Raw genomic sequence first — 23,656 nt, 5'->3', positions numbered from 1 at the left:
TTCGGACCCTGTCCAACAGCGCACAGTAGCTAGTGCACCTCTTTGAGTCCCTTGTAGGCGTCCAGCGCATCCTGCCGGGTGGTCTTGAGATCCACGATTTCCTCCGGGTAATCCGGTGTGCCGAACTCCTCGATCCAGCGGGCTATGTACTTGCCCTGGGGATCGAATTTGGTGCGTTGCGCCTGCGGATTGAAGATCCTGAAAAACGGCGAAGCGTCCGCCCCTGAGCCCGCCACCCACTGCCAATTCGCAGGGTTGGATGCCGGGTCAGCGTCCACCAAGGTGTCCCAGAACCACTGCTCGCCGAGTTGCCAATGTATGCCCAGGTTCTTCACCAGGAAGCTGGCCGCGACCATCCTCACCCGGTTGTGCATCCACCCTGTCTGCCAGAGTTGCCGCTGCCCGGCGTCCACCAAGGGGAAACCCGTGCGGCCCTGCTGCCAGGCCCGAAGCTCCTCTGCTGCAGACTCGTGACCTTCTTGAGCATTCGCGGGGCGGGAGCCATCGCCATCCGGCCAAGCCCACGGGAAGTGGTCGAACTCTTTGCGCAGGTTCGCTGTGGCCAGGTCCGGGTTATGGAAGTACTGGTGCCAACAGAACTCACGCCAGCCGAGTTCGGAGGCGAAAATACCTCTGCTTTCCGAGCTATTGGAAGCCAGGGCATGCCACACCTCGAACGGGCTGAGCTCACCCCAACGCAGGTATGGCGAAAGACAACTGCTGCCATCGACGTCCGGTCGATTACGGCCTTCGCTGTAATTTGCGAGTCCGTCCGCCACGAATTGCCTAAGCCGCTGGTGTCCGGCAGCAGATCCCGGCGTCCATGCCTCCCCCAACCCTGTGGACCAGTCAGGGTTGGTAGGCAACAGGTGCCACGATTCCAACGAATCACAGCCTGTCAGTTCGCCCGCGTAGCCGTGGCCGGACGCCGGCACAGCCAACGGGTCCCGGAAGTCCTGCGCTGAAACGGTCCGCCAAAAAGGAGTGAAAACCTTGTACTGCCCGCCGGTCTTGGTGGTGACTTCCCACGGCTCATGAAGCAGGGACGCTTGAAAACTCTCCACATGCATGCCGGCCTCACGAGCCCACGTCTTGATCCCGGCGTCCACCATCCGCTCAGCGGGGCCGTACCGGCGGTTCCAGAACAGCGCGCCGGCGCCGACCGCCGTCGTGATCTCCTGAACAACCGCGGCAGCCGGTCCCCGACGCAACAACAGCGGTATTCCGAGCGCCGCGAGATTGTCCTTCAGCGCGGCCAACGAGTGGTGGAGCCACCAGCGTGCGGCACCGCCGTGCGGCCGGATGCCGGGCGATTCTTCGTCCAGGACGTAGAGTGCCACCGCCGCGCCATCATCGACGGCGGCACGCAAGGCGGGGTTGTCCCTGACCCTCAGGTCGTCGCGGAACCAGACGATGGATGGCCTCAAATTACTACCCTCTTCCGAATCGGCATACAGCTGATGCCCCTGGGAAGGCATCCTAAGGGCATCAGCTGAACAACAAACCCGGAACTCAGGGGGTTACCTCAATGAGGGAACCGAGTCCTCATTTATTTGGCTGAATTCGGGGGCGCTGGTGTCGGTTTCACTCCAGACGGGGACACTGTTCATCACGTAGTCCCTGGCTGCGGGACCCACCATGTTCAGGCCGGAGTAGATGCGCTGGCCATGATTCTTCCTGGCGCGCAAGCCTTCAAGTTCAAGGGCGGTCCTGAAAGCGGAATCGGGAATGGGCACTTTGCGTCCGAGGACGCACCAACTGATGTAGAGGCCGTAGAGGGTGTCGAAATCCAGACCCTGCTCGGTGTCGTCGTCAAACACCACACAGTCACTGAGGAAACTACTGATTTGGGTGTCGGTCATTGCGGGGCCTCCGGTGGCGGAAGTAAAAACGGGCCGCCGGGCTGCATCAGCGAATGTCCTGTTCACCCACTATAGTCCTCCTGGGGTTCGCCTGTACCGGAAAGTAGGTTAACTCTGGATGCATTCTCTGCGGCGACACCGTCAAACGAACCTTCAACCCTCTGGTGCCCACCGCCGCATCGGCGTAGCTTCGGATACGTCCACACATGCGGCTGCACACCGGCCCCTCGGGCGAGCCAGGCAACGGTTTGCGTGGGCACTGTGGCTGATTGACTGTTCCGCTGATTGGAGGCACAGACGTGGCTGGATGGAATGCCGATACTGCCGCCGGGCCCCTTGGTTCCGGCACGGTCACTCTGGTGGAAGGCTCGTCATTCTGCATTTCTGCCGCCAACGGAGACATCCGCCCTGAGCTACCGCAGGGTGTCTTCCATCTGGACACCCGGATCCTCTCCAAGTGGGAACTGACGGTCAACGGACAACCACTTGAGCCACTGGCCGCGGAGACCAAGGAACCTTACCGGGCGCTCTTTGCCTCCCGGGTGCCCCGTTCCGATGGATACGCGGACAGTCCGCTGCTGGTGGAGCGGCTGCGCGAGGTCGGGGCCGGAATCCTGGAGAAGATCACAGTCCGGAACTACTCCACCAAAGCGGCGGATTGCCGGATCCTGTTGACGGTCGAGTCTGACTTCGCGGACCTTTTTGAGGTGAAGGAGGCCAGGATTACCCGCCACTGGACCGAGACCCGGCTTCCTGAAGGCAATTCACTGGAAATTCGCGGCAAATGGGAGGGTTTCCGAAAAAGCGTCGTCATCCAGGCTGAAGGTGCGGGTGCCGGAGCAAAGGCGTTGGGCTTCACCGCGAAAATTCCCCCTTTTGGGAGCTGGAGTACCCGCGTGAGCGTGGTGCCCACCGTTGATGGAGCCGGCACGCCGGTGCCGTTCACCCATCCAGCCCAGGGTGAGCTCTCCCCCAGCGACAGGCGCAGGCAGGAGTGGGTAGCCAGGATCCCTGCCTTGCAAATCAGCAACCACTCCATCGAGAGCACGCTCCGCCGCAGCTATGAGGACCTGGGCGCCCTCCGGATCCAGGACCCGGAACATCCGGACAGGGTGGTGGTTGCTGCCGGCGCGCCGTGGTTCATGACGTTGTTTGGCCGCGACTCGCTGTGGGCTTCGGAAATGGCCCTGCCGGTGGACCCGTCACTGGCCTTGGGCACGCTGCGAACGTTGGCCGACCGCCAGGGAACGGTGGTGGATCCGGTCAGTGAGGAAGAACCGGGCAAGATCCTCCACGAGGTGAGGCTCGACGTCTCCAGCGGCCTCGCTCTCGGCGGAAAGTCCGCGTACTACGGCAGCGTTGATGCAACCCCACTCTTCGTGGTTGTCCTGGGATCGGTCAGCCGCTGGGGATTCTCTAAGGACACTATCGCCGCCCTCCTGCCGAACGCCGACCGCGCCCTTGAGTGGATCCGTGATTACGGCGACCGGGACGGCGATGGCTTCGTGGAGTACGCGCGGCCCAACGAGCACGGGCTCATCAACCAAGGATGGAAGGACTCCTGGGACGGCATCAACTTTGCCGATGGCACCCTCGCTGAACCGCCCCTGGCGCTATGCGAAGTCCAGGCGTACGTGCACGGCGCCTATACGTCCCGGGCCTGGATGGCGTACGACGCCGGCGACCTCACCTTGGCTGCCGAACTTCAGGAACGCGCTGATCGCCTCAAGCAGAAGTTCAACGAAGAGTTTTGGCTTCCGGACAAGGGCTATTATGCCGTTGCATTGGACCGCGACAAGCGGCCTGTGGACGCATGCGCCTCCAACATGGGCCACACCATGTGGTTTGGCTTGATGGATGAGGACAAGGCCCCCTCTGTTGTGGAGCACCTGATGTCCCCGGAGATGTTCAGTGGTTGGGGAATCCGGACGTTGGCAAGCAACATGGGCGCCTACAACCCGGCCAGTTACCACAACGGCTCAGTCTGGCCGCACGACAATGCGCTGATTGTCCAAGGACTGCTGCGATACGGATTTGTGGAGGAAGCACAACGGATTGCCACAGCCTTGCTGGAAGCCGCCGAGTATTCAGGCGGCCGGCTCCCGGAACTCTTCTGCGGATTCGACCGGAAACAATTCAGCGAACCAGTTCCGTATCCAACCGCCTGCTCACCCCAGGCATGGGCTGCCACAACGCCCATTCAGCTGGTGATGGGCCTCATGCGCTACGACGCCCACATATCGTTGGGCGGCGTCTGGCTGGATCCTGTTTTGCCGTCGTCCTTCGGAGACCTCCACATCGGCAACGCCCCCATGGGAAGCGACCGCATCACCATCGACATTGTCGGATCGAAGCCCACGGTCCAAGGCCTGCCGGATGGCTTGACGTTCCGCCATGCGCAGCGGCCTTGGCTCACGGAGCTACTGGAACAAGCACACCTACGGGGCCCGGAAACCTGAGGTCCGACAAAACTGAGGGCCGGAAAAGTGGGGCCCATGTGGGGCCCATGTGGGGCCCAAAAAAGCGAGCCGCCCGGAAAGTCCCTTTCAAAGGATACTTCCCGGGCGGCTTCAAGCGGGGTCAGTGAGTGGGCAACAGGCCTTACTGGATGGCTGCTTTGAGTTCCTTGGCGGCCAGTTCCGGATCAAGGGCGCTGTAGATGGCGCTACCGGCCACGGCTACGTCGGCACCGGCCAACTGCACGGCCTGGATGGTGGAGAGGTTGACGCCGCCTGCAACCGAGAACGGTACACGGGCTTCTTCACCGGCGTTAAGGAGTCCGCGAAGATCGAAGCCAGGCTGGGCTTGCTCGTCCAGGCCAGCGTGGAATTCGATGAACTTGGCCCCGAGAGCGCGGGCTTCCTTCGCACGGGTGACCTTGTCGGCAACGCCGATCAGGTCAACCACGATGCCCTTGTTGTGCGTCTGGGCTGCCTTGACGGCGCCTGCAATGGTGGAGTCGTCTGCCGTTCCGAGCACTGAGACGAGGTCGGCGCCGGCCTTGAAGGCGATGTCGGCTTCGAGTTCGCCAGCGTCCATGGTCTTCATGTCGGCGAAGACGATCTTGGTGGGGTGTGCTTCCTTGATCGCGGTCACTGCGGAGAGGCCCTCTGCCTTGATCAGCGGCGTGCCCAGTTCGATGATGTCAACGTGCTCGGCGACTTTGCCGGCCAGGTCCAGGGCTGCCTCGGTGGTGAGGAGGTCAAGTGCGACTTGGAGTTTCATAGTGTTCTTACTTTCTTTGTGGGTTGTGTTGAGTTGGTGCGGTCCCAAGTAGGTAGCAGCAGAGCCCCTTTTGAGCGTCCATAACGGCCTCTGCTGCTACTTAGTTGGGCTTACTCGAGGTTGGCGTGACGCAGCCAGAGCTGTTCAGCGGGTTCGTCGGCGGCGTCCCAGAGGGTCTGGAAAACCGACTCCGTGGCGAGGAACAGCGCCTGCTCGAAAAGGCTGCCGGAGTACTGGCGCGAAATGTTTGAACCGTGGTCCGTCTTTTGGGCCGCCGGGATAATCACCAAAGCGTCGGCCAGCCCGGCCAAGGGCGAGTCTGCATTGGTGGTGATGGCTGCAACCTGTGCACCTGCTTCAAGTGCGGTCTGGGCGGCTTTGACCACACCGGACGTCGTACCTGAACCGGATGCAACCACCAGGAGGTCTCCGGAACTGATGGCTGGCGTGGTGGTGTCACCGGCGACATGGACGGTCAGGCCGAGGTGCATCAGCCTCATGGCCGCCATCCTGAGGACCAGGCCGCTGCGCCCTGCTCCTGCAAGGAACACACGTCCGGCACCCTTGATCCTGTCCGCAAGATGGGCCAACTGGGCGTAGTCAATGCCGGAGGTAGTGTCAGCGACTTCGCCCAGGATCAGGGATACATTGCCGGCTACGTCCGCGCTCGTGGCAGTTGCTGTTTCTGCGGTGACGTTCACATTCACTCCTTCGTGGATAGGTGCTCAAGCCTTTCGGGCCTATAGACAAGTCTTCCGGGCAGTTCGGGTAGGGGGAACGCCGAAAACGAGCAGTTCATACCACCCTTTTGGGTAGTTAACGTGGCTCCTCTTCGTTTAGGCTGCATCCATGACCCAGCTGGCAGAGACCAAACGCCGCCCGGATAGCGGATCCCTTCCGTGGCAACTTCTGGACGCCATCGCAGATATTGCGCAAGCACCCCTGATGCGTATTGCAGAGACCCTGCGTGGCGCCCTTGCACCCTTCATCAAATGCAGCGCCCTGGTGATCTTTACCGAGGACTGCACGGGCCGGCCGCAAAAGAAGGCGGGCGAGGAAAGCATTGTCAGCAGGGTTTCCATCCCGGAACTGGACCGTGTAAGGGCCGTGATTCCAGGCGGTGGCCCCTGGCGGGGCAAGGCTGTTGTTGCCGGGAAAGAGCGGGAGGTTTTGGCCTTGGGCTATGCGCCCAGCAACGCCCTCCTGGTCCTCACGGATCCTCTGGAAGGCCAGGCAGAAGATGCCGGGCGTGTCCTCTCCTACCTTTGGCGGCTCACTGCGGCCCGTATCCAGGAGAAGGTCTCTGACGCGCCGCCGTCGTACCTTCTGGAATCCCGCGCCGCATCAGCGGAGCGGATCCGCGTAACTGCCGAGCTGGTGGATCAACACTCCACCACATTGGAAACCGTGCTCGCGGCGTTGAGGTCCAACTCCATGGACGACCACGCGGCCCGAACAGCCGTCACAGACATGACCGTCAAGGCCCTGATCAGCCTGCGGACGTTGAACGACCGCACCAGCGATCTTGTGGAGGAGCCGGTCAGCACGGCGTTCGAAAGGCTTCGCGATGACCTCCGGCCGCTGATGCACTTCAGCAACATCGATATCCAGTTCATCGAACCGCCTGCGAACGGCAGGGCGTTGCCGGGGGAAGTAGCCCACGCCGCCCGCGCCGTGGTTCGAGGCCTGGTCCTGGCTATCGCCGAGCAACCTGACGTGCATCGTGTCCGGGCACAGTGGGACTGCGACGGCGAGAACCTGCTCATCAACGTCCGTGACGATGGCAGGGGCGAGCTATCCCCCGAGGCTCCCAATATCGAACGCCTGCGCCAACGCGTGCAAGCCGTTAACGGCAGGATGAGCCTGGACGTCATGCAGGGCTGGGGAGCCGACATCTCGGTTGTGTTGCCGTTGGATGCACCATCAGCTCCGGCAGGGGATGTCGCGGCTTGGGGCCTTGCGGCGAGGGAGTTGGAAGTCCTGCAATTACTGGCGGCCGGCCAACGTAACCGGGCCATCGCCGCTGAACTCAATGTCAGCGAAAATACTGTGAAATTTCATATCCGGAATCTCTTCCGGAAGCTCGACGTCCGGTCCCGCACTGAGGCCATCGCTTTGGCGCACAGTGCGGGACTCCGGTAGTCGGCCGCTTAGTCCTGCTTTAGGAGGGCCAGCGTCCCGCGCTCGGCTCCGATGGTGGTGTTGTCCCCATGCCCGGTACGCACTACCGTGTGGGCGGGCAGGGTCAGGAGCCGTTCCCGGATGGATGCCAGGATGGTGGGGTAATCGCTGTAAGACCGCCCGGTTGCGCCCGGACCACCGTTAAACAGGGTGTCTCCGGTGAAGACCGTGTCCTGTTCCTCCAGCAGGAAGCACGTGGACCCGGGAGAGTGGCCGGGCGTGTGGATGGCCCGCAATTCAGCTCCAGCGACCGTGAAAACGTCGCCGTCGCTGAGGTACTTGTCCGGCGTGGTGTCCGGATAGACCTGCTCCCACAACACCAGATCCTCGGGATGCAGGTAGATGGGCGCTTGAACGGCGTCAGCGACCTCCCGCACGGCCCCAATATGGTCGTTGTGGGCGTGGGTCAGCAGGATGGCCAGGACTTTGCGGCCCTGCACCTGCTCGATGATGGCCTGGGCATCGTGCGGGGCATCGATGATGACGCATTCCTGCTCATCCCCCACAATCCAGACGTTGTTGTCCACGTCCCAGGTGCCGCCGTCGAGCGAAAACGTTCCGGAAGTGACGCGGTTCTCTACGGTGACGGCCATCAGAGCGCCACCGCCGGTTCGATTTCCACTACGGAGCGAAGGACTTTGCCCTCCTGCATCCGGGCGAAGGCTTCCTCCACCTGGTCGATCGTGATGCGTTCGGTCACGAAGGCGTCCAGGTTCAGGTTGCCTTGCTTGTAGTGCTCCACCAGCATCGGGAAGTCGCGCGAAGGCAGGCAGTCGCCGTACCAGGAGGACTTCAAGGAACCGCCGCGGCCGAAGACATCCAGCAGCGGCAACTCCAGTGTGGCGGTGGGCGAAGGAACGCCAACCAGGACAACGCGGCCTGCGAGGTCGCGGGCATAGAAAGCCTGCTTGTACGTCTCGGGACGTCCGACGGCGTCAATCACCAGGTCTGCGCCGTTGCCTCCCGTCAGGGCCCGGATAGCTTCTACCGGGTCCTCGATGCTGGAGTTCACTCCGTGGGTGGCTCCCAGGGACTTGGCCATGTCCACCTTGTTGGCATCGATATCCACGGCAATGATGGTGGTGGCACCGGCCAACCTGGCGCCGGCGATCGCGGCAATGCCTACGCCGCCGCACCCGATGACGGCCACGGACTCACCACGCTTGACCTCACCGGTATTGATGGCCGCACCGATGCCGGCCATCACGCCGCATCCCAGCAGACCCACTGCGGCAGGATCAACCGAATCATCTACCTTGGTGCATTGACCCGCAGCCACGAGGGTCTTCTCGGCGAAGGCGCCGATTCCCAGAGCGGGCGAAAGCTCAGTGCCGTCCTCCAGCGTCATCTTCTGGGTAGCGTTGTGGGTGTTGAAGCAGTACTGCGGCTGGCCCTTGGCGCAGGCACGACATTGACCGCACACCGCACGCCAGTTCAGGATGACCCTGTCTCCGGGGGCAACATCCGTGACATCCGGGCCCACCGCGCTGACCACGCCTGTGGCCTCGTGGCCCAGAAGGAACGGGAAATCGTCCGAGATGCCACCCTGCTGGTAGTGCAGATCGGTGTGGCACACACCGCAGGTGAGGATATCCACCAATGCCTCACCCGGCCCTGGATCCGGCACCAGGATGGTCTCCAACGTGACGGGAGCGTTCTTTTCCTTGGCGATGACAGCTTTTACTTTGTGAACCACGATCGGTTCCTTTCTCGGGTCGCGGAGAACTGGCAGTAGTTTGGATCAGGCACGGACGACAATCATCACACCCACACCTGATAACCGGTTGACTTATCGAACAGCCTCCTTGTGGATGCCCCGGCAGCTGCGATCCAAAGGACGGAGTCGTCGTCGGACGCCTGCTCAACCACGCCGGTCATGACAAGGTCGTCCGAGAGCCAGACCTCCACAGTATGGCCTGTTAACTGTGCCCAGTCCTTGCGCAGGCCGCGCCCGGTGATTGTCCTGTCCGGTTTCGCCCCCAACATCGCACGTCACCAGCCGCGTTCTGCCAGGCGGTGGGGCTGCGGGATTTCGTCGACGTTGATGCCGACCATCGCTTCGCCCAGGCCGCGGGAGACCTTGGCGATCACATCGGGATCGTCATAGTAGGCGGTGGCCTTCACGACGGCGGCAGCGCGCTCGGCAGGGTTGCCGGACTTGAAAATGCCGGAGCCAACGAACACACCGTCGGCGCCGAGCTGCATCATCATCGCAGCATCGGCCGGGGTCGCGATGCCACCAGCGGTGAACAGGACCACCGGAAGCTTGCCCGTGGCAGCCACTTCCTTGACCAGTTCGTACGGGGCCTGCAGTTCCTTGGCCGCAACATACAGCTCGTCCTCGGGAAGGGCTGCGAGCTTGGCGATCTCGGAACGGATCTTGCGCATGTGCCCGGTGGCGTTGGAAACATCCCCGGTGCCGGCTTCGCCCTTGGAACGGATCATCGCCGCGCCCTCGTTGATGCGGCGCAGGGCCTCACCAAGGTTGGTGGCGCCACAGACGAAGGGAACGGTGAAGTTCCACTTGTCGATGTGGTTGATGTAGTCGGCCGGGGTCAGGACCTCGGACTCGTCGATGTAGTCCACGCCGAGGGACTGCAGGACCTGGGCTTCGACGAAGTGGCCGATGCGGGCCTTGGCCATGACCGGGATGGACACGGCGGCGATGATCTGATCGATCATGTCGGGATCGGACATGCGGGACACGCCACCCTGGGCGCGGATGTCGGCGGGTACGCGCTCGAGCGCCATGACGGCGACGGCACCGGCGTCCTCGGCGATACGGGCCTGCTCGACGTTAACGACGTCCATGATGACGCCGCCCTTGAGCATCTCAGCCATGCCCCGCTTGACGCGGCCCGAGCCAGTGAGCGTGATGTGTTCGAACGGGCGTGGTGTAAAGGTCACGTGATACTCCAAGGGACTGAAGCCTGCGATTCATCACAAGCTCCCGGAACTGCACGCCCGGCCAAGAGCCAGGAGAACACCTGATATCCGGGTGATATATTAGTTAGAGTTCAGTATGCAATCGCCGAAGCCGGGAGTCAATCCCGGATCGCGCCAGGCAAATTTCTATGCTGCGAAAAGTGCCGTGCGGACGGCGTGCTCAAAGCCCGTGACGTGCGCCTTTGCAAGCTCTGCGGCCTTCTCCTCATCACCATCGATGACCGCGCGCAAGAGGTCCAGGTGTTCGCGCACGTGATGCTCAAGGTCCGGTAGCCGATCCAGGACCATGCACCAAATTCGGGTGGCCAGGTTGTCATAGCGGATCAGGACATCCTCGAGATGTGGATTCGCCGCGGCTGCGTAAATGCCCTGGTGGACGCTGGCATCCAGGCGCAGGGTCTCCACTACGGAGGCGCCGGCAACATCGAAGTCCTCCACGGCCTTCATGACGTCCCGCAGATGCTGCCTCGTAGCCGCAGAAGCCACGCGCGCCGCGCGTGCCGCGGCCAGTGGTTCCAGTTGGGTGCGGATCTCTGAGATAAAGGCCAGGTCAGTCACGTCCACGCGGGTGGCAAAGGTGCCCCGGCGCGGATAAGTGACCACCAGGCGGTCCAGTTCCAACCGCTTCAAGGCTTCGCGCACGGGGGTGCGCCCAATCCCGAGGTCCTTCGCCAACTGGTCATCATTGAGGAGATCCCCGGGCTTGATGTCCAGCATCAGGAGCCGGTCGCGCAAACGCTCATACGCGACGTCGGCCAAGGATTTCCTGCTGGTATCGTCCGAGATTGCCAGAGTTCCAAATGCCACAGTGCCAGCCCTTTCCGCAGTTCCCGAAAACCTATTGACCTGTCCTTGAGACCAGTATACGCTGATTCCCAATCCTAATATATCAGTACGGGACTCAAGAATATATCTAAAGGAGGAGACATGACCCTCGTGGCGACAGACTCACCAACAAGCATCCTGCCCCAGCCAGCAGCGCTCAATGACGAGCAGGCTCAGAAGTTCGTACTCACATTGTCGTGCGTCGAACGCGCCGGAATCGTGCAGGCGGTCACAACCTTCCTGTTTGAGCGCGGCTTCAACATTGACGAACACCAGCAGTTCGACGACGGCATCCGCCAGACGCTGCACCTTCGCACCGCCTTTTCCGGCTCCCCCGAATATTCGGCGGACCGGCTTGAGGAAGAGTTCAGTGCAATCGCTGACCGCTTCGACATGAAATTCAGCTTCCATGACCAGACCAAGAAGCGCGTGCTGGTCATGGTGTCCAAGTTTGGACACTGCCTTAACGATCTCATCTTCCGCTGGCGCGGCGGCAGCCTGGGCGGAGACCTCGTAGCTGTTGTTTCCAACCACGAGACCCACCGCGCCATGGCCGAGGCAGCCGGACTGCCCTTCATCCACATCCCGGTTACGCCTGACACCAAGGCCGAGGCGGAGCAGAAGCTCCTGGAACTCGTGGATGAGTACAAGGCCGACCTGGTGGTGCTCGCCCGCTACATGCAGGTACTCTCCGATAACCTGTGCCGCTCCCTCGAGGGCCGGGCCATCAATATCCACCACTCGTTCCTGCCTGGATTCAAGGGCGCCCGCCCCTACCACCAGGCCTATGATCGTGGCGTGAAGCTTGTTGGAGCAACCGCGCACTATGTCACGGCAGACCTCGACGAGGGCCCGATCATCGAGCAGGAAGTCATCCGCGTGGACCACAGCTACGGCCCCAACGCGCTCTCAACGGTGGGCCAGGATGCTGAAGCACTGGCACTGTCCAGGGCTGTCCGCTGGCACTGCGAACACCGCGTGCTGCTGGACCAGACCAGCACAGTCGTCTTCCGGTAAGACACCCTCCCCACCGTCCACACACACGAACTTCAGCAGGAGAAACTTTCATGACATCGACGCCTCGCATTGTCATCATCGGCGCTGGGATTGTCGGCACCAACCTCGCCGACGAACTGGTCAGCCGCGGTTGGAACAACATCACCGTCCTGGACCAGGGGCCGCTGAACATGCCCGGAGGGTCCACGTCCCACGCACCCGGCCTGGTCTTCCAGACGAACCCTTCCAAGTCCATGGCACTGTTCGCCAAGTACACGGTGGAAAAGCTGCTCTCACTCACCGAAGACGGCCAGAGCTGCTTCAACCAGGTGGGAGGCCTTGAAGTCGCCACCACGGAGACCCGCCTTGCTGACCTGAAGCGCAAGCTCGGCTACGCACAGTCATGGGGCATCGACGGCAAGATCCTCTCCCGCGAGGAATGCAAGGAGCTCTACCCCCTGATCAACGAGGAAGACATCCTTGGTGGCCTTCACGTTCCCACCGACGGCCTGGCCTTGGCCGCCCGCGCGGTCCAGCTGCTGATCAAGCGGACCGAAGCTGCCGGAGTCAAGTACCTCGGCAACACCGAAGTCACGGGAATTGAGCAGTCCGGCCGACGCGTCACGGGCGTCCAGACCGCCGATGGCGTCATCCCCGCCGACATTGTGGTTTCCTGCGCCGGCTTCTGGGGTGCGAAAATCGGCGAGATGATCGGTATGTCCGTACCGCTCCTCCCGCTTGCCCACCAATATGTAAAAACGACGCCGGTTCCCGCCCAGAAGGGCAAGAACGAACTACCCAACGGCGCCCAGCTGCCCATCCTCCGCCACCAGGACCAGGATCTCTATTACCGCGAGCACGGCGAGCGCTACGGAATCGGCTCCTACGCACACCGCCCCATGCCTGTGGATCTTGACGAGCTGGGCAGCTACGAGCCCAGCAGCATCAGCGAACACAACATGCCTTCGCGCCTTGACTTCACCCTTGAGGACTTCCTCCCCGCGTGGGAAGCAACCAAGCAGATCCTGCCGGCACTGCGCGAAAGTGAGATCGAGGATGGCTTCAACGGCATCTTCTCCTTCACCCCGGACGGCGGCTCCCTGGTGGGCGAATCCAAGGAAGTTGACGGCTTCTTCGTTGCCGAGGCCGTGTGGGTCACCCACTCTGCCGGCATCGCCCGCGCCGTTGCCGAGGTACTGGTTGACGGCAAGTCGCAGATCGACCTTGGAGACTGCGACATCCACCGCTTCGAAGAAGTCCAGCTGACGCCTGAATACGTCAGCGAAACTTCGCAGCAGAACTTCGTGGAAATCTACGATGTCCTGCACCCGCTCCAGCCCAAGCTCTCCCCCCGCAACCTTCGCGTCAGCCCCTTCCATGCCCGGCACAAGCAGTTGGGTGGCTACTTCCTTGAGGGTGGCGGATGGGAGCGCCCGTACTGGTTCGAGGCCAACGCTGAACTTTTGAAGGAAATGCCTGACGAGTGGCAGCCGCCGGCCCGCGACGCCTGGTCCGGAATGTTCAGCTCCCCCATCGCCGCAGCCGAGGCGTGGAAGACCCGTACCGCAGTTGCCATGTATGACATGACTCCCCTCAAGCGCCTTGAGGTATCCGGTCCCGGTGCCCTGAAGTTGCTGCAGGAACTGACCACGGGTGATCTGGCCAAGAAGCCCGGCGCGGTCACCTACACGCTGCTCCTGGATGAGGCCGGTGGAATCCGAAGCGATATCACCGTGGCCCGCCTGAGTGAGGACACGTTCCAGTTGGGTGCCAATGGCAACATTGACACCGCCTACTTTGAGCGCGCTGCCCGTCACCAGACTGAAAACGGCAGCGCCGGCGATTGGGTCCAGGTTCGGGACACCACCGGTGGCACTTGCTGCATCGGCCTGTGGGGTCCGCTGGCCCGCGACCTCATGAGCAACGCCAGCAGCGACGACTTCACTAATGACGGCCTGAAGTACTTCCGCTCCAAGCAGGTCACCATCGGCGGCGTCACCGTTACCGCCATGCGGCTTTCCTACGTTGGTGAACTGGGCTGGGAGCTTTACACCAGCGCGGACAACGGCCAGCGCCTGTGGGATGCGCTCTGGAAGGCCGGCCAGCCGTTCGGCGTCATTGCCGCAGGACGCGCCGCCTTTAGCGCACTGCGCCTCGAAAAGGGCTACCGCTCGTGGGGCAGCGACATGACCACGGAGCACGACCCCTTCGAAGCAGGCCTCGGCTTCGCCGTAAAGATGGCCAAGGAGAACTTCGTCGGCAAGGCCGCCCTTGAGGGACGCACGGAGGAAAGCTCGGCACGGCGCTTGCGCTGCTTGACGGTCGACGACGGCCGTAGCCTGGTGCTGGGCAAGGAACCTGTGTTCTACAAGGACCAGGCAGTTGGTTACGTCACCAGCGCCGCCTACGGCTATTCGGTGAAGAAGCCAATTGCCTACGCCTACCTTCCTGCCGCCGTTTCAATTGGTGATTCCGTGGAGATCGAATACTTCGGACGCCGCATCCAGGCGACAGTCACCCAGGACCCGCTGTACGACCCCACCATGAGCAGGCTCCGCGGCTAAGGCCTGGCGGACGCTTCAGTTGGCCAGCGGCCCGGACTCATCCCCTCGCAACGGGGTCCGGGCCGCTGTCTTACCCGTTCTACTTCAGCCCGGCCTTACTTCGTCAACCAGCCCAGGAAGACACATGATCAGTTCAGAAACCATCAACGACTACCTTGCCAGGCTCGCTTCGCGGCAGCCCACCCCCGGCGGAGGTGCCGCCGCCGCCCTTCACGCCGCCCAGGGCGCCGCCTTGGTGGCCATGGTGGCCAGGTACACCACGGGTGAAAAGTATGCGCAGCATGCAGAACCCGTTGCCCGTATCACCAGCGCCGCGGACCATTTAATTGTTGAAGCGCTGCGCCTCGCAGACGCCGATGAGCACGCCTTCCAACGAGTAATTGATTCGTACAAACTCCCGTCCGGGACCGGGGAACTCAAGGCCGCGCGCGCTGCCGGCATCCAGGATGCCCTGGTCCAGGCGGCACACACACCTGCCCAGCTGATCAACCTGGCCGGTGAGGTGGTGGAACTCGCCACGGAACTCTTTGACATGGCCAACCCCAATGTCATCAGCGACGTCGCGGCAGCAGCAGATGCTGCCCGTGCCGCAGCCACAACCGCACGTGTCAACATCGACATCAACATAGTGGCCATCAAGGATGGCGAAGCCCGCTCGCGCCTGGCAGAACAGACCGACGGCCTTGAGGAAAAAGTGGTCCTCGCAGCTGACTCCCTCGTCAAGCGCGTACGCGAAAGGATCCTCGCATGAGTACTGAAGTGCTTTCCGGAAAGGGGCTGGCCGCCCTCATCCAGCAGCGTGCGCAGGATGAGGCCCGCCTCCTTGAATATGAGGGCCAGCGCCCTTCACTGGCCGTGGTGGTGGCAACGGACGACGAGTCCACGCACTGGTACGTCCGCTCCATTGAGCGCGCCGCGGAGCGCGCCGGAATAGGCTGCCGGATCCTGGACCTTGGGCATGATGCCACGGAACAGGTGCTGGCGAGCGTGTTGAAAGACCTCAGCGCTGAGCAATCGGTCAACGGCATTATTCTTCAAACCCCGTTGCCCGCGGGTGTTCGAACAGACGCTCTCGTGGGGCTGATCGCTCCGGAAAAGGACATTGACGGCGCCAACCCGCTCAGCCTGGGCCGCCTGGCCGTGGGTCAGCCCGCCTTCGCCCCTGCAACCGCACAGGCCGTGGTGGAACTGCTTGAGCATTTCCAGGTTCCGCTCGCAGGACGGAGCGTCGCCGTCGTCGGGCGTTCCGCTGTGGTGGGAAAGCCGCTGTCCCTGCTGCTGCTCGAAAAGGACGCCACCGTCACCATCTGCCACTCCAAATCAGGGGCGCTTGAGCGCTATACCCGGCCCGCCGACGTCGTGGTTGTAGCCGCAGGGCGGACCGGGCTGCTGACGGGCAGCCACGTTTCGCCGGCGTCGGTAGTGATCGACGTCGGAACGAACGTCCTTCCCGACGGTTCCCTGGTGGGAGACGTGGACGAGGCCAGTGTCACTGGTGTGGCGGCTGCCCTGACGCCGGTACCCGGCGGGGTGGGCTCAGTGACCACCGCGTTGCTGCTCCTCCACACCGCTGAAGCTGCCCGGGCACAAGCACGGCTGCTGGAGAAGACGGCCCTGGTTTCTGGAACCGCTGGATAGCCATGGAAACGCCGATCCGCTTGGAGGTTAGTCCCTCCGCTGACCTTGCCCGGCAACTGCCTCCCGCCTACGAGGCGCCGGGGATGATCAGCGTGACCTGCCTGCCGCATCACGGTCCGGCCAGGACGGTCGCTGCGTCGATTGAACTTGCCCGGCTGGGCTACCACGTCGTCCCGCACCTGGCAGCCCGGAGCATCGCCAGCCAGGCAGAGCTGCACCTGTTCCTACGTCAATTGCATGACGAGGGCGTCCGGGAACTTTTCCTCATTGCCGGAGACCGCAGCGTACCTGCCGGCCCTTATTCCTGGAGCGGCCAGCTGATGGAGGACATCAAGGCCTTCCCGGAAGATTTCTCCCTTGGCATCGCCGGCTACCCGGAAGGCCACCCTCAACTGAGCGCAGAACAGTTGCGGAGCAGCCTGGCCGGCAAGTCACCCCTGGCGTCGTCCATGGTCACGCAAATGTGCTTTTCGGCGGAATCCATCAGCTCATACCTGCAGGAGTTGCACCGGGCCGGATCACGGCTTCCAGTCTGGGTGGGCGTCCCCGGGCCGGTGTCCGTGCAGAAGCTGCTGGCCATGGGTGCGCGATTGGGTGTGGGACGCTCACTCAAGCTGGCCCGCGGCACAGGAATGGCCAAGGCACTCCTGCGCGGTGGTGACGTCATGCGCTATGACAGCTCCGGGCTGATCCGGGAAGTTCATCAGGCCCTCGACGGCCATCCGCTGTTTGCCGGCATCCACGTCTACAGCTTCAACGACCTCAGCCGCCCACCCAGATTTGAAGGGAAGATCGCATGGCTTCCAAAGCCCCACGTGAAAACATCGACGAGTCAAAGCTGACCGTCACCAAACCCAAGACAAAGGCTGTCGGCATTCCAGCCGTTGCCAACGCACTGAAAATCTCCCTGGAACAAATGGGCCCGGTGCGAAGCGTACAAACGCTGCTGGCAGTCAACCAGATCGATGGATTCGACTGCATGGGCTGCGCTTGGCCGGAACACGAGAAGCGCAACGCGGCAGAGTTCTGCGAGAACGGGGCCAAGGCCGTCGCCGAGGAAGCCACCCGGCGCCGTGTCACGCCAGAGTTCTTTGCCCAGCACTCCGTTGCTGAACTGAAGACCCGCGATGACTACTGGCTCGGCCAGCAGGGCCGGCTGACCCACCCTATGTTCCTCGATGAAGGCGCCACCCACTACACGCCCATCGAATGGGACAAGGCCTATGACCTCATGGCCGAGGAACTCCGGGGCATGGACCATCCCGATCAGGCAGTCTTCTATACATCCGGCCGAACCTCCAACGAGGCTGCCTTCGTCTACCAACTCCTGGTGCGCGGCCTTGGCACGAACAACCTGCCGGACTGCTCCAACATGTGCCACGAGTCCTCAGGCTCCGCGCTGGTGGAAACCATCGGAATCGGCAAGGGTTCGGTCAGCCTGACCGACCTGGAGACGGCATCACTCATCTTCGTAGCCGGGCAGAACCCAGGCACCAACCATCCGCGCATGCTCAGCGCCCTGGAGAAGGCCAAGAAGAACGGCGCGGTCATCGTGTCCGTCAATCCACTTCCCGAAGCCGGACTCCTGCACTTTGAAAACCCCCAACACGTAGCAGGCATGGTGGTGGGAACCCAGCTGACGGATGACTTCCTGCAAATCCGTGCCGGCGGCGATCAAGCCCTCTTCCAGGGCCTCGGTAAATACCTCCTGGAAGCCGAAGCCGCGGGCCGCAATACCCCGGGCCTGGAAACCGTCCTTGACCACAGGTTCATCGAGGACCACACCGTGGGCATCGACGAATACCTGCGCTTCCTGGAAAAGGTGGAGTGGGACGACATCGTGGAAGCAACAGGCCTCACCCTGGAGCAGATCCACTCCACAGGCGAACGGCTCCTGGCCTCGAACGCCACCATCGTCTGCTGGGCCATGGGATTGACCCAGCACAAACACTCAGTACCTACCCTCCGCGACGTCGTTAACGTCCTGCTGCTTCAGGGGAACATCGGCAAGCCCGGCGCCGGAGTTTGCCCGGTGCGTGGCCACTCAAACGTCCAGGGCGACCGCACCATGGGCATCTTCGAGAAGATGCCGGAAAAGTTCCATGACCGGCTGGACAACGAGTTCGAGTTCCTGTCACCACGGGAGCACGGCTATGACACTGTTGCCGCCATCCGCGCCATGAGGGACGGAAAGGTCCGCTTCTTCATGGGGATGGGTGGAAACTTTGTTCGTGCCGCCCCTGACTCGGAGGTTACCGAACAAGCGCTCGCCAACACACGGTTGAGTGTCCAGATCTCCACAAAGCTGAACCACTCGCATCTGTCCACGGGTAAGCGGGCTTTGATTCTCCCAACACTTGGACGCACGGAGAAGGACACGCAGCGGACCGGTGACCAGAGGGTTACCGTGGAAGACTCCATGAGCGCGGTCCATGCATCCCGGGGACGCCTCAAGCCTGCGAGCGAGCACCTCCACTCGGAAGTTGCCATTGTGTGCAATCTTGCCCACCGGCTCTTCACCGACGGCGCCGTGCGCCTGCCCAACGCCCCCAAGGCCGCATGGCTGTCGATGCGTGATGACTACTCGCTGATCCGCAAACACATCGAGGCCGTCTTCGATGGCTTTGAGAACTTCGAAGAGCGGATCCAGCACCCGGGCGGCTTCGTGCTGCCGCACCCGCCGCGCGATGCCCGGAAGTTCGATACCGCTTCAGGCAAAGCACACTTCACAGGCAACGAGCTTGAATACATCAAGGTCCCGCCCGGCAGGCTGGTGCTCCAAACGCTGCGGTCACACGACCAGTACAACACCACAATCTACGGCAAGGACGACCGCTACCGCGGCATCCATGGTGGGCGGAGGGTGGTCCTCATCAACGAGTCCGATATCGCGGAGCTGGGATTTGCTGATGGCGAGATGGTCCACCTGATTTCAGAATTCCAGGGAACTGAACGCCGCGCAGAAGACTTCCGCATCGTTTCGTACTCCACCCCCAAGGGGTGTGCCGCTGCGTATTACCCGGAAACCAACGTCCTTGTACCGCTGGACTCTGTTGCCGATACCAGTGGGACGCCGACGTCCAAGTCCGTCATCGTCCGGCTCGAACGGGCCTGAATGAGTCTGGACACAGTGTGATACATGCCATAGTATGTGACTGATATATCTTTCCTATTGGATCAAAGATATTAGGAGACCAGGCGCCGGAGCCCGCGCCCACCAAGAGCAATTTGCCCTCATGAAGACATCTATCAATGGAGAAACAATGTCTGATATCACCCAAGTCCAAGCAGATGCTGTACTAGCTGCGGCGCGCGACGCCGCGCGCGGAACCGAAACAGCAATGAACATCGCCGTGGTGGACGCCGGCGGCAACCTCAAGGCCTTCACCCGCATGGACGGGGCGTGGCTCGGCAGCATCGACATCTCCATCAAGAAGGCACGCACCGCCCGCTACTTCGACATGCCCACGGGCGCAATCGGCGAGCTTTCGCAGCCGGGGGGACCGTTGTACAACATCGAGGTCTCCAACGGCGGACTCATTACGTTCCCGGGTGGCATCCCCCTGCGAGGGGAGGACGGCACTGTAATCGGGGCGATCGGCGTCAGTGGCAGCACGGTAGAGAACGACCACACCGTGGCGTCCGCAGGAGCAGCAGTAGAGCTTCAGGGCGCGGCCCGGCCGTAAGCAAAGAAAAAAACTGTCCAATTGTCCGTGAATGGTGCTTCGGTGGCCTGAAACCTGGGGAGGTATTTCCTCATCGAAGCACCGCTCTCGGGCAATTGGGCAGCATTCATTTTCCGTATCACCACATGCCCAAGGAGTGTCCATGTCTGGAAACCGAGCAGTCGCCTACAAGGAACCCGGTGTCGTCGAAATCATCAACACTGACTACCCGACGTTCGAACTCAAGGACGGACCGGGCGTCAACCCGGCCAACGTCGGCCGGAAGGTACCGCATGGCGCGATCCTCCGCACGGTGACAACCAACATCTGCGGTTCCGACCAGCACATGGTCCGCGGCCGCACCACAGCCCCGCAGGACCTGGTCCTCGGCCACGAAATCACCGGCGAAGTGGTGGAGGTGGGTCCCGACGTCGAGTTCATCAAGGTGGGCGACATCGTCTCGGTGCCGTTCAACATTTCCTGCGGCCGGTGCCGGAACTGCAAAGAGCAAAAGACCGGGATCTGCCTCAACGTCAACCCTGACCGCCCGGGCAGCGCTTACGGCTATGTGGATATGGGCGGCTGGGTAGGCGGACAGGCCGAATACGTGCTGGTTCCCTATGCCGACTGGAACCTGCTGCGCTTCCCGGACCGCGACCAGGCCCTGGAAAAGATCATGGACCTGACCATGCTCTCGGACATCTTCCCCACAGGCTTCCACGGCGCCGTTACGGCCGGCGTGGGCGTAGGGTCCACGGTGTACGTCGCCGGTGCCGGCCCTGTGGGTCTGGCTGCCGCCGTCGGCGCCCAGTTGCTTGGCGCCGCCGTCGTGATTGTGGGCGACATGAACGAAGACCGGCTGGCACAGGCGCGCTCGTTCGGCTGTGAAACCGTCAACGTCTCCAACGGTGACCCGAAGGAGCAGATCGCGCAGATCCTCGGAGTGCCGGAAGTGGATTGCGGCGTGGACGCGGTTGGTTTCGAAGCCCGGGGCCACGGAAGGGACGCCTCGCACGAGGCTCCAGCCACCGTGCTGAACTCCCTTATGGACATCACCGCAGCCGGCGGCTCCCTTGGTATCCCGGGCCTCTACGTCACGGGCGATCCGGGCGGAATCGATGAAGCAGCCAAGCACGGCTCCCTCTCGCTCTCACTGGGCACCGGCTGGGCAAAGTCCCTGTCCTTCACCACGGGCCAGTGCCCGGTGATGAAGTACAACCGCCAATTGATGATGGCCATCCTCCACGACAAGGTCCAGATCGCCAAGGCAGTCAATGCCCAAGCCATCCCCCTCGAGGACGCTCCCCGCGGCTACGCCGAGTTCGACGCCGGTGCGGCAACAAAGTTCGTACTGAACCCGAACGGCTACGTGAAGGCTTAGCACGCAAACACCAGGAAGGGGGCATCATGCTCGCGCAGGAAATTCTCTGCGGCACTTCGCCAACATCCCACGTGCCCTGCGAGCGGATGCCTGCCCCAACGTGGTCCCAAGCCAGGCAGATGGCCTTCGATTGCGCTGTTCCGCTTGCGTCAGCGTCTGTACCACTGGCAGACGCGATCGGAAACGTGCTGACCACTGATGTGACGGCGTGCCAGGACCTTCCGCACTACGCGTCCTCTGCCATGGATGGCTGGGCCATTCATGGCGGAGGACCGTGGGAGATCACGACGCCGGGGCTGCCGCTGGCACCGGGACAAGCCAGCGTTATTGCCACCGGTGGCCTGGTTCCGGAAGGTGCCGTGGCGGTACTTCAGAAGGAGAGCGGACACGCCTTCGACGCCGGATACGGGCTGCAGCTCTCACTGAGACCCGACGCGAAACCCGGCGAGACGCTCCCCGGCCGGCATATACGGCCAGCCGGTGAAGAAGCCCGGGCCGGCGACGTCCTCGTGCCCTCCGGCACACTCCTTAATCCTGCCCACATTGCCCTTGCTGCCGTAGCAGGCCACGACGAACTGCAGGTGCAACGCAAGCCGCGGGTCGCCGTCGTGCTTACCGGCTCCGAAGTGGTGACCTCGGGTGTGCCGGCAGCGGGGCAGGTTCGCGACACCTTCGGCCCGCAACTCGGCGCAGTGATTTCCCAGCTGGGCGGAATTCCAGGCGGCCAGCAACGGATCGGCGACTCATACGAAGAGTGGCTGTCCGCACTTGACTCTCCGCCCGGAGGTGAACACCCGGATGTCACGATCACCACCGGCGGCACCGGCAAATCCGGAACTGACCACTTCCGCGCCGCAGTGGCCGCGCTCGGTGGGCGCCTACTGCTCGACGGCGTCGCTATGCGCCCCGGTCATCCTGCAGTATTGGCTGAACTCCCGGACGGCCGCTTCATCATCGGCCTCCCAGGCAACCCCCTGGCCGCAATGATGGCCCTCATGACCATCGGCGAACCACTGCTCGCTGCCCTCCAAAACAGGCCTTTCCGGACACCTGGCCACCTCACGTCCGCGGCGGACGTCGATCCGGGTCCCGGCCGGACACAACTCATCCCCTGCACCTTCGTCCACGGGCTCGCTTTTCCTGCTTCGCACACGGGTCCCGGCATGATGCGCGGGCTGGCTTGGGCCGACGGTTTCATGGCCGTTCCCCCTGGCGGAGTTGAAGCAGGCGAACCCGTCCCGGTCATGCCGCTGCCCTGGGCAAGCGCCTGGACAAGCGGCTGGGCAAGCGCCTGGTCACCGGCGCAAGCAACCACAGATTTCCCCAACCTGTCAGGAAGGTACGCACCATGGCACGGATGACACAGCGCCGGAAGATACACCGCTTCCATCTGGACGGGACAGGTACCGAATATCCGGTGCGGTTCAAGGAAGACGTCCTCGCCGCCGAGGAGCCCTTGGAAATCAGGATCGGCGGCCGCTCCTTCGCCGTGACCATGAGGACTCCAGGAGACGACTTTGACCTCGTAGCCGGATTCCTGGTGTCCGAGGGCATCATCCGCAGCCAGTCCGAGCTGATCTCCCTGCGTTTTTGTGCCGGCGAGAAGGACGGAACGCAAACCTTCAACGTTGTGGAGGCCCAGCTTCGCTCCGACGTGCAGATGCCGGACACCATGCGGCACGTCTACACCTCCAGCTCGTGCGGCATCTGTGGAACGGACTCCATCGAAGCCGTCCGCAAGACCCTTCATTTCGATCCCTCCCAGGACCCGCTGCGGGTTCCCGTCGACATCCTGGCCGAACTGCCTGAGCGCCTCCGGGAAGCCCAGGCGGTGTTCGACAGGACCGGTGGCGTCCACGCCGCCGGGCTCTTCAGGGTGGACGGCGCCACCCCCGAGCTCCTCTGTTTGCGGGAGGACGTGGGCCGCCACAACGCCGTGGACAAAGTAGTGGGCTGGGCACTGCGCCAGGATCTGCTGCCCCTGACGGGCTTGGTCCTGCAGGTTTCAGGACGTGCATCGTTCGAGCTGGTCCAGAAGGCTGCCCTCGCCGGCATCCCCGTCCTGTCAGCCGTGAGCGCACCCTCCAGCCTTGCCGCGGACCTCGCTACTGAGACCGGCGTGACCCTGGTTGGCTTCAGCCGTGGTCACAGCCTCAACGTCTACGCCGGACGCGACAGATTGATCCGCCCCCGCAAAGCAGCACGTGAGGAGGTCTACGCCGGGCTCTGACCGCCCGTTTTCCGCGTTTGCACGCAGCTAAAGCCCTGTTGATGCCGATAGGGTGCGTTTGCTGTGCACAAACTCCCCGCGTGTTTCAAGGCCCGTGTCCGTGTCGGACTAGGATGAGGAAAAGACGAGGAGCATGCCGGGCA

General features: G+C 62.7%; 21 protein-coding genes. 12 read left to right on the top strand and 9 right to left on the bottom strand.

Annotation, left to right across the window (positions count from 1 at the left end):
- Positions 1-29: 29 nt before the first annotated feature.
- Positions 30-1,427, bottom strand: a complete 1,398-nt coding sequence (locus tag J2Y41_RS14645; protein ID WP_224166196.1) for a deoxyribodipyrimidine photo-lyase — start codon at positions 1,425-1,427, stop codon at positions 30-32.
- Positions 1,428-1,520: 93 nt separating this feature from the next.
- Positions 1,521-1,862, bottom strand: a complete 342-nt coding sequence (locus J2Y41_RS14640; protein WP_224166195.1) for a hypothetical protein — start codon at positions 1,860-1,862, stop codon at positions 1,521-1,523.
- Positions 1,863-2,161: 299 nt separating this feature from the next.
- On the opposite strand from J2Y41_RS14640, the gene J2Y41_RS14635 reads away from it, so the two are divergent.
- Positions 2,162-4,321 (top strand): glycogen debranching N-terminal domain-containing protein, encoded by a 2,160-nt coding sequence (locus J2Y41_RS14635; RefSeq protein ID WP_224166194.1) that lies wholly within the window; start codon positions 2,162-2,164, stop codon positions 4,319-4,321.
- A 142-nt stretch (positions 4,322-4,463) separates the two neighbouring features.
- Here J2Y41_RS14635 and hxlA read toward each other — a convergent pair whose 3' ends face one another.
- Together hxlA and hxlB are read right to left on the bottom strand one after the other, a co-directional pair.
- Positions 4,464-5,087: a 3-hexulose-6-phosphate synthase gene (gene hxlA / locus J2Y41_RS14630; RefSeq protein WP_224095053.1), complete on the bottom strand. Its 624-nt coding sequence runs from the start codon at positions 5,085-5,087 to the stop codon at positions 4,464-4,466.
- A gap of 110 nt (positions 5,088-5,197) precedes the next feature.
- The gene (gene hxlB, locus J2Y41_RS14625; RefSeq protein ID WP_224095052.1) at positions 5,198-5,788 is read right to left on the bottom strand and encodes a 6-phospho-3-hexuloisomerase; all 591 of its coding nucleotides are present in this window, start codon (positions 5,786-5,788) and stop codon (positions 5,198-5,200) included.
- A 148-nt stretch (positions 5,789-5,936) separates the two neighbouring features.
- Between hxlB and J2Y41_RS14620 the strand changes: the two genes are divergently transcribed.
- Entirely contained in the window at positions 5,937-7,229 is a 1,293-nt protein-coding gene (locus J2Y41_RS14620; RefSeq protein WP_309929524.1) for a LuxR C-terminal-related transcriptional regulator, read from the top strand.
- 8 nt (positions 7,230-7,237) lie between these two features.
- Here the strand turns inward: J2Y41_RS14620 and J2Y41_RS14615 are convergent, their stop codons facing one another.
- The 5 genes from J2Y41_RS14615 to J2Y41_RS14595 all read right to left on the bottom strand — a co-directional run bounded on the left by J2Y41_RS14615 (position 7,238) and on the right by J2Y41_RS14595 (position 11,021).
- Positions 7,238-7,861 (bottom strand): MBL fold metallo-hydrolase, encoded by a 624-nt coding sequence (locus J2Y41_RS14615; protein WP_224166192.1) that lies wholly within the window; start codon positions 7,859-7,861, stop codon positions 7,238-7,240.
- A complete protein-coding gene (locus J2Y41_RS14610; protein WP_309929523.1) occupies positions 7,861-8,964 on the bottom strand; it encodes an S-(hydroxymethyl)mycothiol dehydrogenase in 1,104 nt (367 codons plus the stop codon). Before J2Y41_RS14610 ends, J2Y41_RS14615 begins: the two co-directional genes overlap by 1 nt.
- Before the next feature lie 65 nt (positions 8,965-9,029).
- Positions 9,030-9,254: a hypothetical protein gene (locus J2Y41_RS14605; protein WP_216922220.1), complete on the bottom strand. Its 225-nt coding sequence runs from the start codon at positions 9,252-9,254 to the stop codon at positions 9,030-9,032.
- 6 nt (positions 9,255-9,260) lie between these two features.
- Positions 9,261-10,175, bottom strand: a complete 915-nt coding sequence (gene pdxS / locus J2Y41_RS14600; RefSeq protein ID WP_309929518.1) for a pyridoxal 5'-phosphate synthase lyase subunit PdxS — start codon at positions 10,173-10,175, stop codon at positions 9,261-9,263.
- A 165-nt stretch (positions 10,176-10,340) separates the two neighbouring features.
- Entirely contained in the window at positions 10,341-11,021 is a 681-nt protein-coding gene (locus J2Y41_RS14595) for a GntR family transcriptional regulator (RefSeq protein ID WP_224095049.1), read from the bottom strand.
- Positions 11,022-11,141: 120 nt separating this feature from the next.
- Between J2Y41_RS14595 and purU the strand changes: the two genes are divergently transcribed.
- From purU to fdhD, 10 genes are all read left to right on the top strand, one after another.
- Entirely contained in the window at positions 11,142-12,056 is a 915-nt protein-coding gene (gene purU / locus J2Y41_RS14590) for a formyltetrahydrofolate deformylase (protein WP_224095047.1), read from the top strand.
- Positions 12,057-12,106: 50 nt separating this feature from the next.
- On the top strand, positions 12,107-14,599 hold the full coding sequence (locus J2Y41_RS14585) for an FAD-dependent oxidoreductase (RefSeq protein WP_224166190.1): 2,493 nt from the start codon (positions 12,107-12,109) through the stop codon (positions 14,597-14,599).
- A 124-nt stretch (positions 14,600-14,723) separates the two neighbouring features.
- Positions 14,724-15,350, top strand: a complete 627-nt coding sequence (locus J2Y41_RS14580) for a cyclodeaminase/cyclohydrolase family protein (protein WP_309929513.1) — start codon at positions 14,724-14,726, stop codon at positions 15,348-15,350.
- Positions 15,347-16,237 (top strand): bifunctional 5,10-methylenetetrahydrofolate dehydrogenase/5,10-methenyltetrahydrofolate cyclohydrolase, encoded by an 891-nt coding sequence (locus J2Y41_RS14575; protein ID WP_224166189.1) that lies wholly within the window; start codon positions 15,347-15,349, stop codon positions 16,235-16,237. The genes J2Y41_RS14580 and J2Y41_RS14575 overlap by 4 nt, the downstream gene beginning before the upstream one ends.
- Before the next feature lie 2 nt (positions 16,238-16,239).
- The gene (locus tag J2Y41_RS14570; RefSeq protein WP_224166188.1) at positions 16,240-17,079 is read left to right on the top strand and encodes a methylenetetrahydrofolate reductase; all 840 of its coding nucleotides are present in this window, start codon (positions 16,240-16,242) and stop codon (positions 17,077-17,079) included.
- On the top strand, positions 17,034-19,352 hold the full coding sequence (locus tag J2Y41_RS14565; RefSeq protein ID WP_224166187.1) for an FdhF/YdeP family oxidoreductase: 2,319 nt from the start codon (positions 17,034-17,036) through the stop codon (positions 19,350-19,352). The genes J2Y41_RS14570 and J2Y41_RS14565 overlap by 46 nt, the downstream gene beginning before the upstream one ends.
- A 148-nt stretch (positions 19,353-19,500) precedes the next feature.
- Complete coding sequence (locus J2Y41_RS14560) at positions 19,501-19,923, top strand: heme-binding protein (RefSeq protein ID WP_223947734.1); 423 nt, start codon at positions 19,501-19,503, stop codon at positions 19,921-19,923.
- A 142-nt stretch (positions 19,924-20,065) separates the two neighbouring features.
- Positions 20,066-21,283: a formaldehyde dehydrogenase, glutathione-independent gene (fdhA, locus tag J2Y41_RS14555; protein ID WP_224095036.1), complete on the top strand. Its 1,218-nt coding sequence runs from the start codon at positions 20,066-20,068 to the stop codon at positions 21,281-21,283.
- Between the two features lie 26 nt (positions 21,284-21,309).
- The gene (locus J2Y41_RS14550) at positions 21,310-22,644 is read left to right on the top strand and encodes a molybdopterin molybdotransferase MoeA (protein ID WP_396133544.1); all 1,335 of its coding nucleotides are present in this window, start codon (positions 21,310-21,312) and stop codon (positions 22,642-22,644) included.
- Entirely contained in the window at positions 22,632-23,513 is an 882-nt protein-coding gene (gene fdhD, locus J2Y41_RS14545) for a formate dehydrogenase accessory sulfurtransferase FdhD (RefSeq protein WP_224166186.1), read from the top strand. The genes J2Y41_RS14550 and fdhD overlap by 13 nt, the downstream gene beginning before the upstream one ends.
- The last annotated feature ends 143 nt before the right edge of the window (positions 23,514-23,656 follow it).

The sequence above is a fragment of the Arthrobacter sp. 1088 genome, assembly GCF_031455315.1.
Taxonomy (GTDB): domain Bacteria; phylum Actinomycetota; class Actinomycetes; order Actinomycetales; family Micrococcaceae; genus Arthrobacter.
This window is presented reverse-complemented; position numbering and strand designations above follow the sequence as displayed.

Bases quoted from the DNA above. Each gene is read 5' to 3' on its own strand.
- J2Y41_RS14565 (WP_224166187.1), top strand. From the start codon at position 17,034: ATGGCTTCCAAAGCCCCACGTGAAAACATCGACGAGTCAAAGCTGACC.
- J2Y41_RS14640 (WP_224166195.1), bottom strand. From the start codon at position 1,862: ATGACCGACACCCAAATCAGTAGTTTCCTCAGTGACTGTGTGGTGTTT.
- J2Y41_RS14585 (WP_224166190.1), top strand. From the start codon at position 12,107: ATGACATCGACGCCTCGCATTGTCATCATCGGCGCTGGGATTGTCGGC.
- J2Y41_RS14615 (WP_224166192.1), bottom strand. From the start codon at position 7,861: ATGGCCGTCACCGTAGAGAACCGCGTCACTTCCGGAACGTTTTCGCTC.
- J2Y41_RS14620 (WP_309929524.1), top strand. From the start codon at position 5,937: ATGACCCAGCTGGCAGAGACCAAACGCCGCCCGGATAGCGGATCCCTT.
- J2Y41_RS14580 (WP_309929513.1), top strand. From the start codon at position 14,724: ATGATCAGTTCAGAAACCATCAACGACTACCTTGCCAGGCTCGCTTCG.
- fdhD (WP_224166186.1), top strand. From the start codon at position 22,632: ATGGCACGGATGACACAGCGCCGGAAGATACACCGCTTCCATCTGGAC.
- hxlA (WP_224095053.1), bottom strand. From the start codon at position 5,087: ATGAAACTCCAAGTCGCACTTGACCTCCTCACCACCGAGGCAGCCCTG.
- J2Y41_RS14575 (WP_224166189.1), top strand. From the start codon at position 15,347: ATGAGTACTGAAGTGCTTTCCGGAAAGGGGCTGGCCGCCCTCATCCAG.
- purU (WP_224095047.1), top strand. From the start codon at position 11,142: ATGACCCTCGTGGCGACAGACTCACCAACAAGCATCCTGCCCCAGCCA.
- J2Y41_RS14605 (WP_216922220.1), bottom strand. From the start codon at position 9,254: ATGTTGGGGGCGAAACCGGACAGGACAATCACCGGGCGCGGCCTGCGC.
- J2Y41_RS14570 (WP_224166188.1), top strand. From the start codon at position 16,240: ATGGAAACGCCGATCCGCTTGGAGGTTAGTCCCTCCGCTGACCTTGCC.
- J2Y41_RS14550 (WP_396133544.1), top strand. From the start codon at position 21,310: ATGCTCGCGCAGGAAATTCTCTGCGGCACTTCGCCAACATCCCACGTG.
- J2Y41_RS14560 (WP_223947734.1), top strand. From the start codon at position 19,501: ATGTCTGATATCACCCAAGTCCAAGCAGATGCTGTACTAGCTGCGGCG.
- fdhA (WP_224095036.1), top strand. From the start codon at position 20,066: ATGTCTGGAAACCGAGCAGTCGCCTACAAGGAACCCGGTGTCGTCGAA.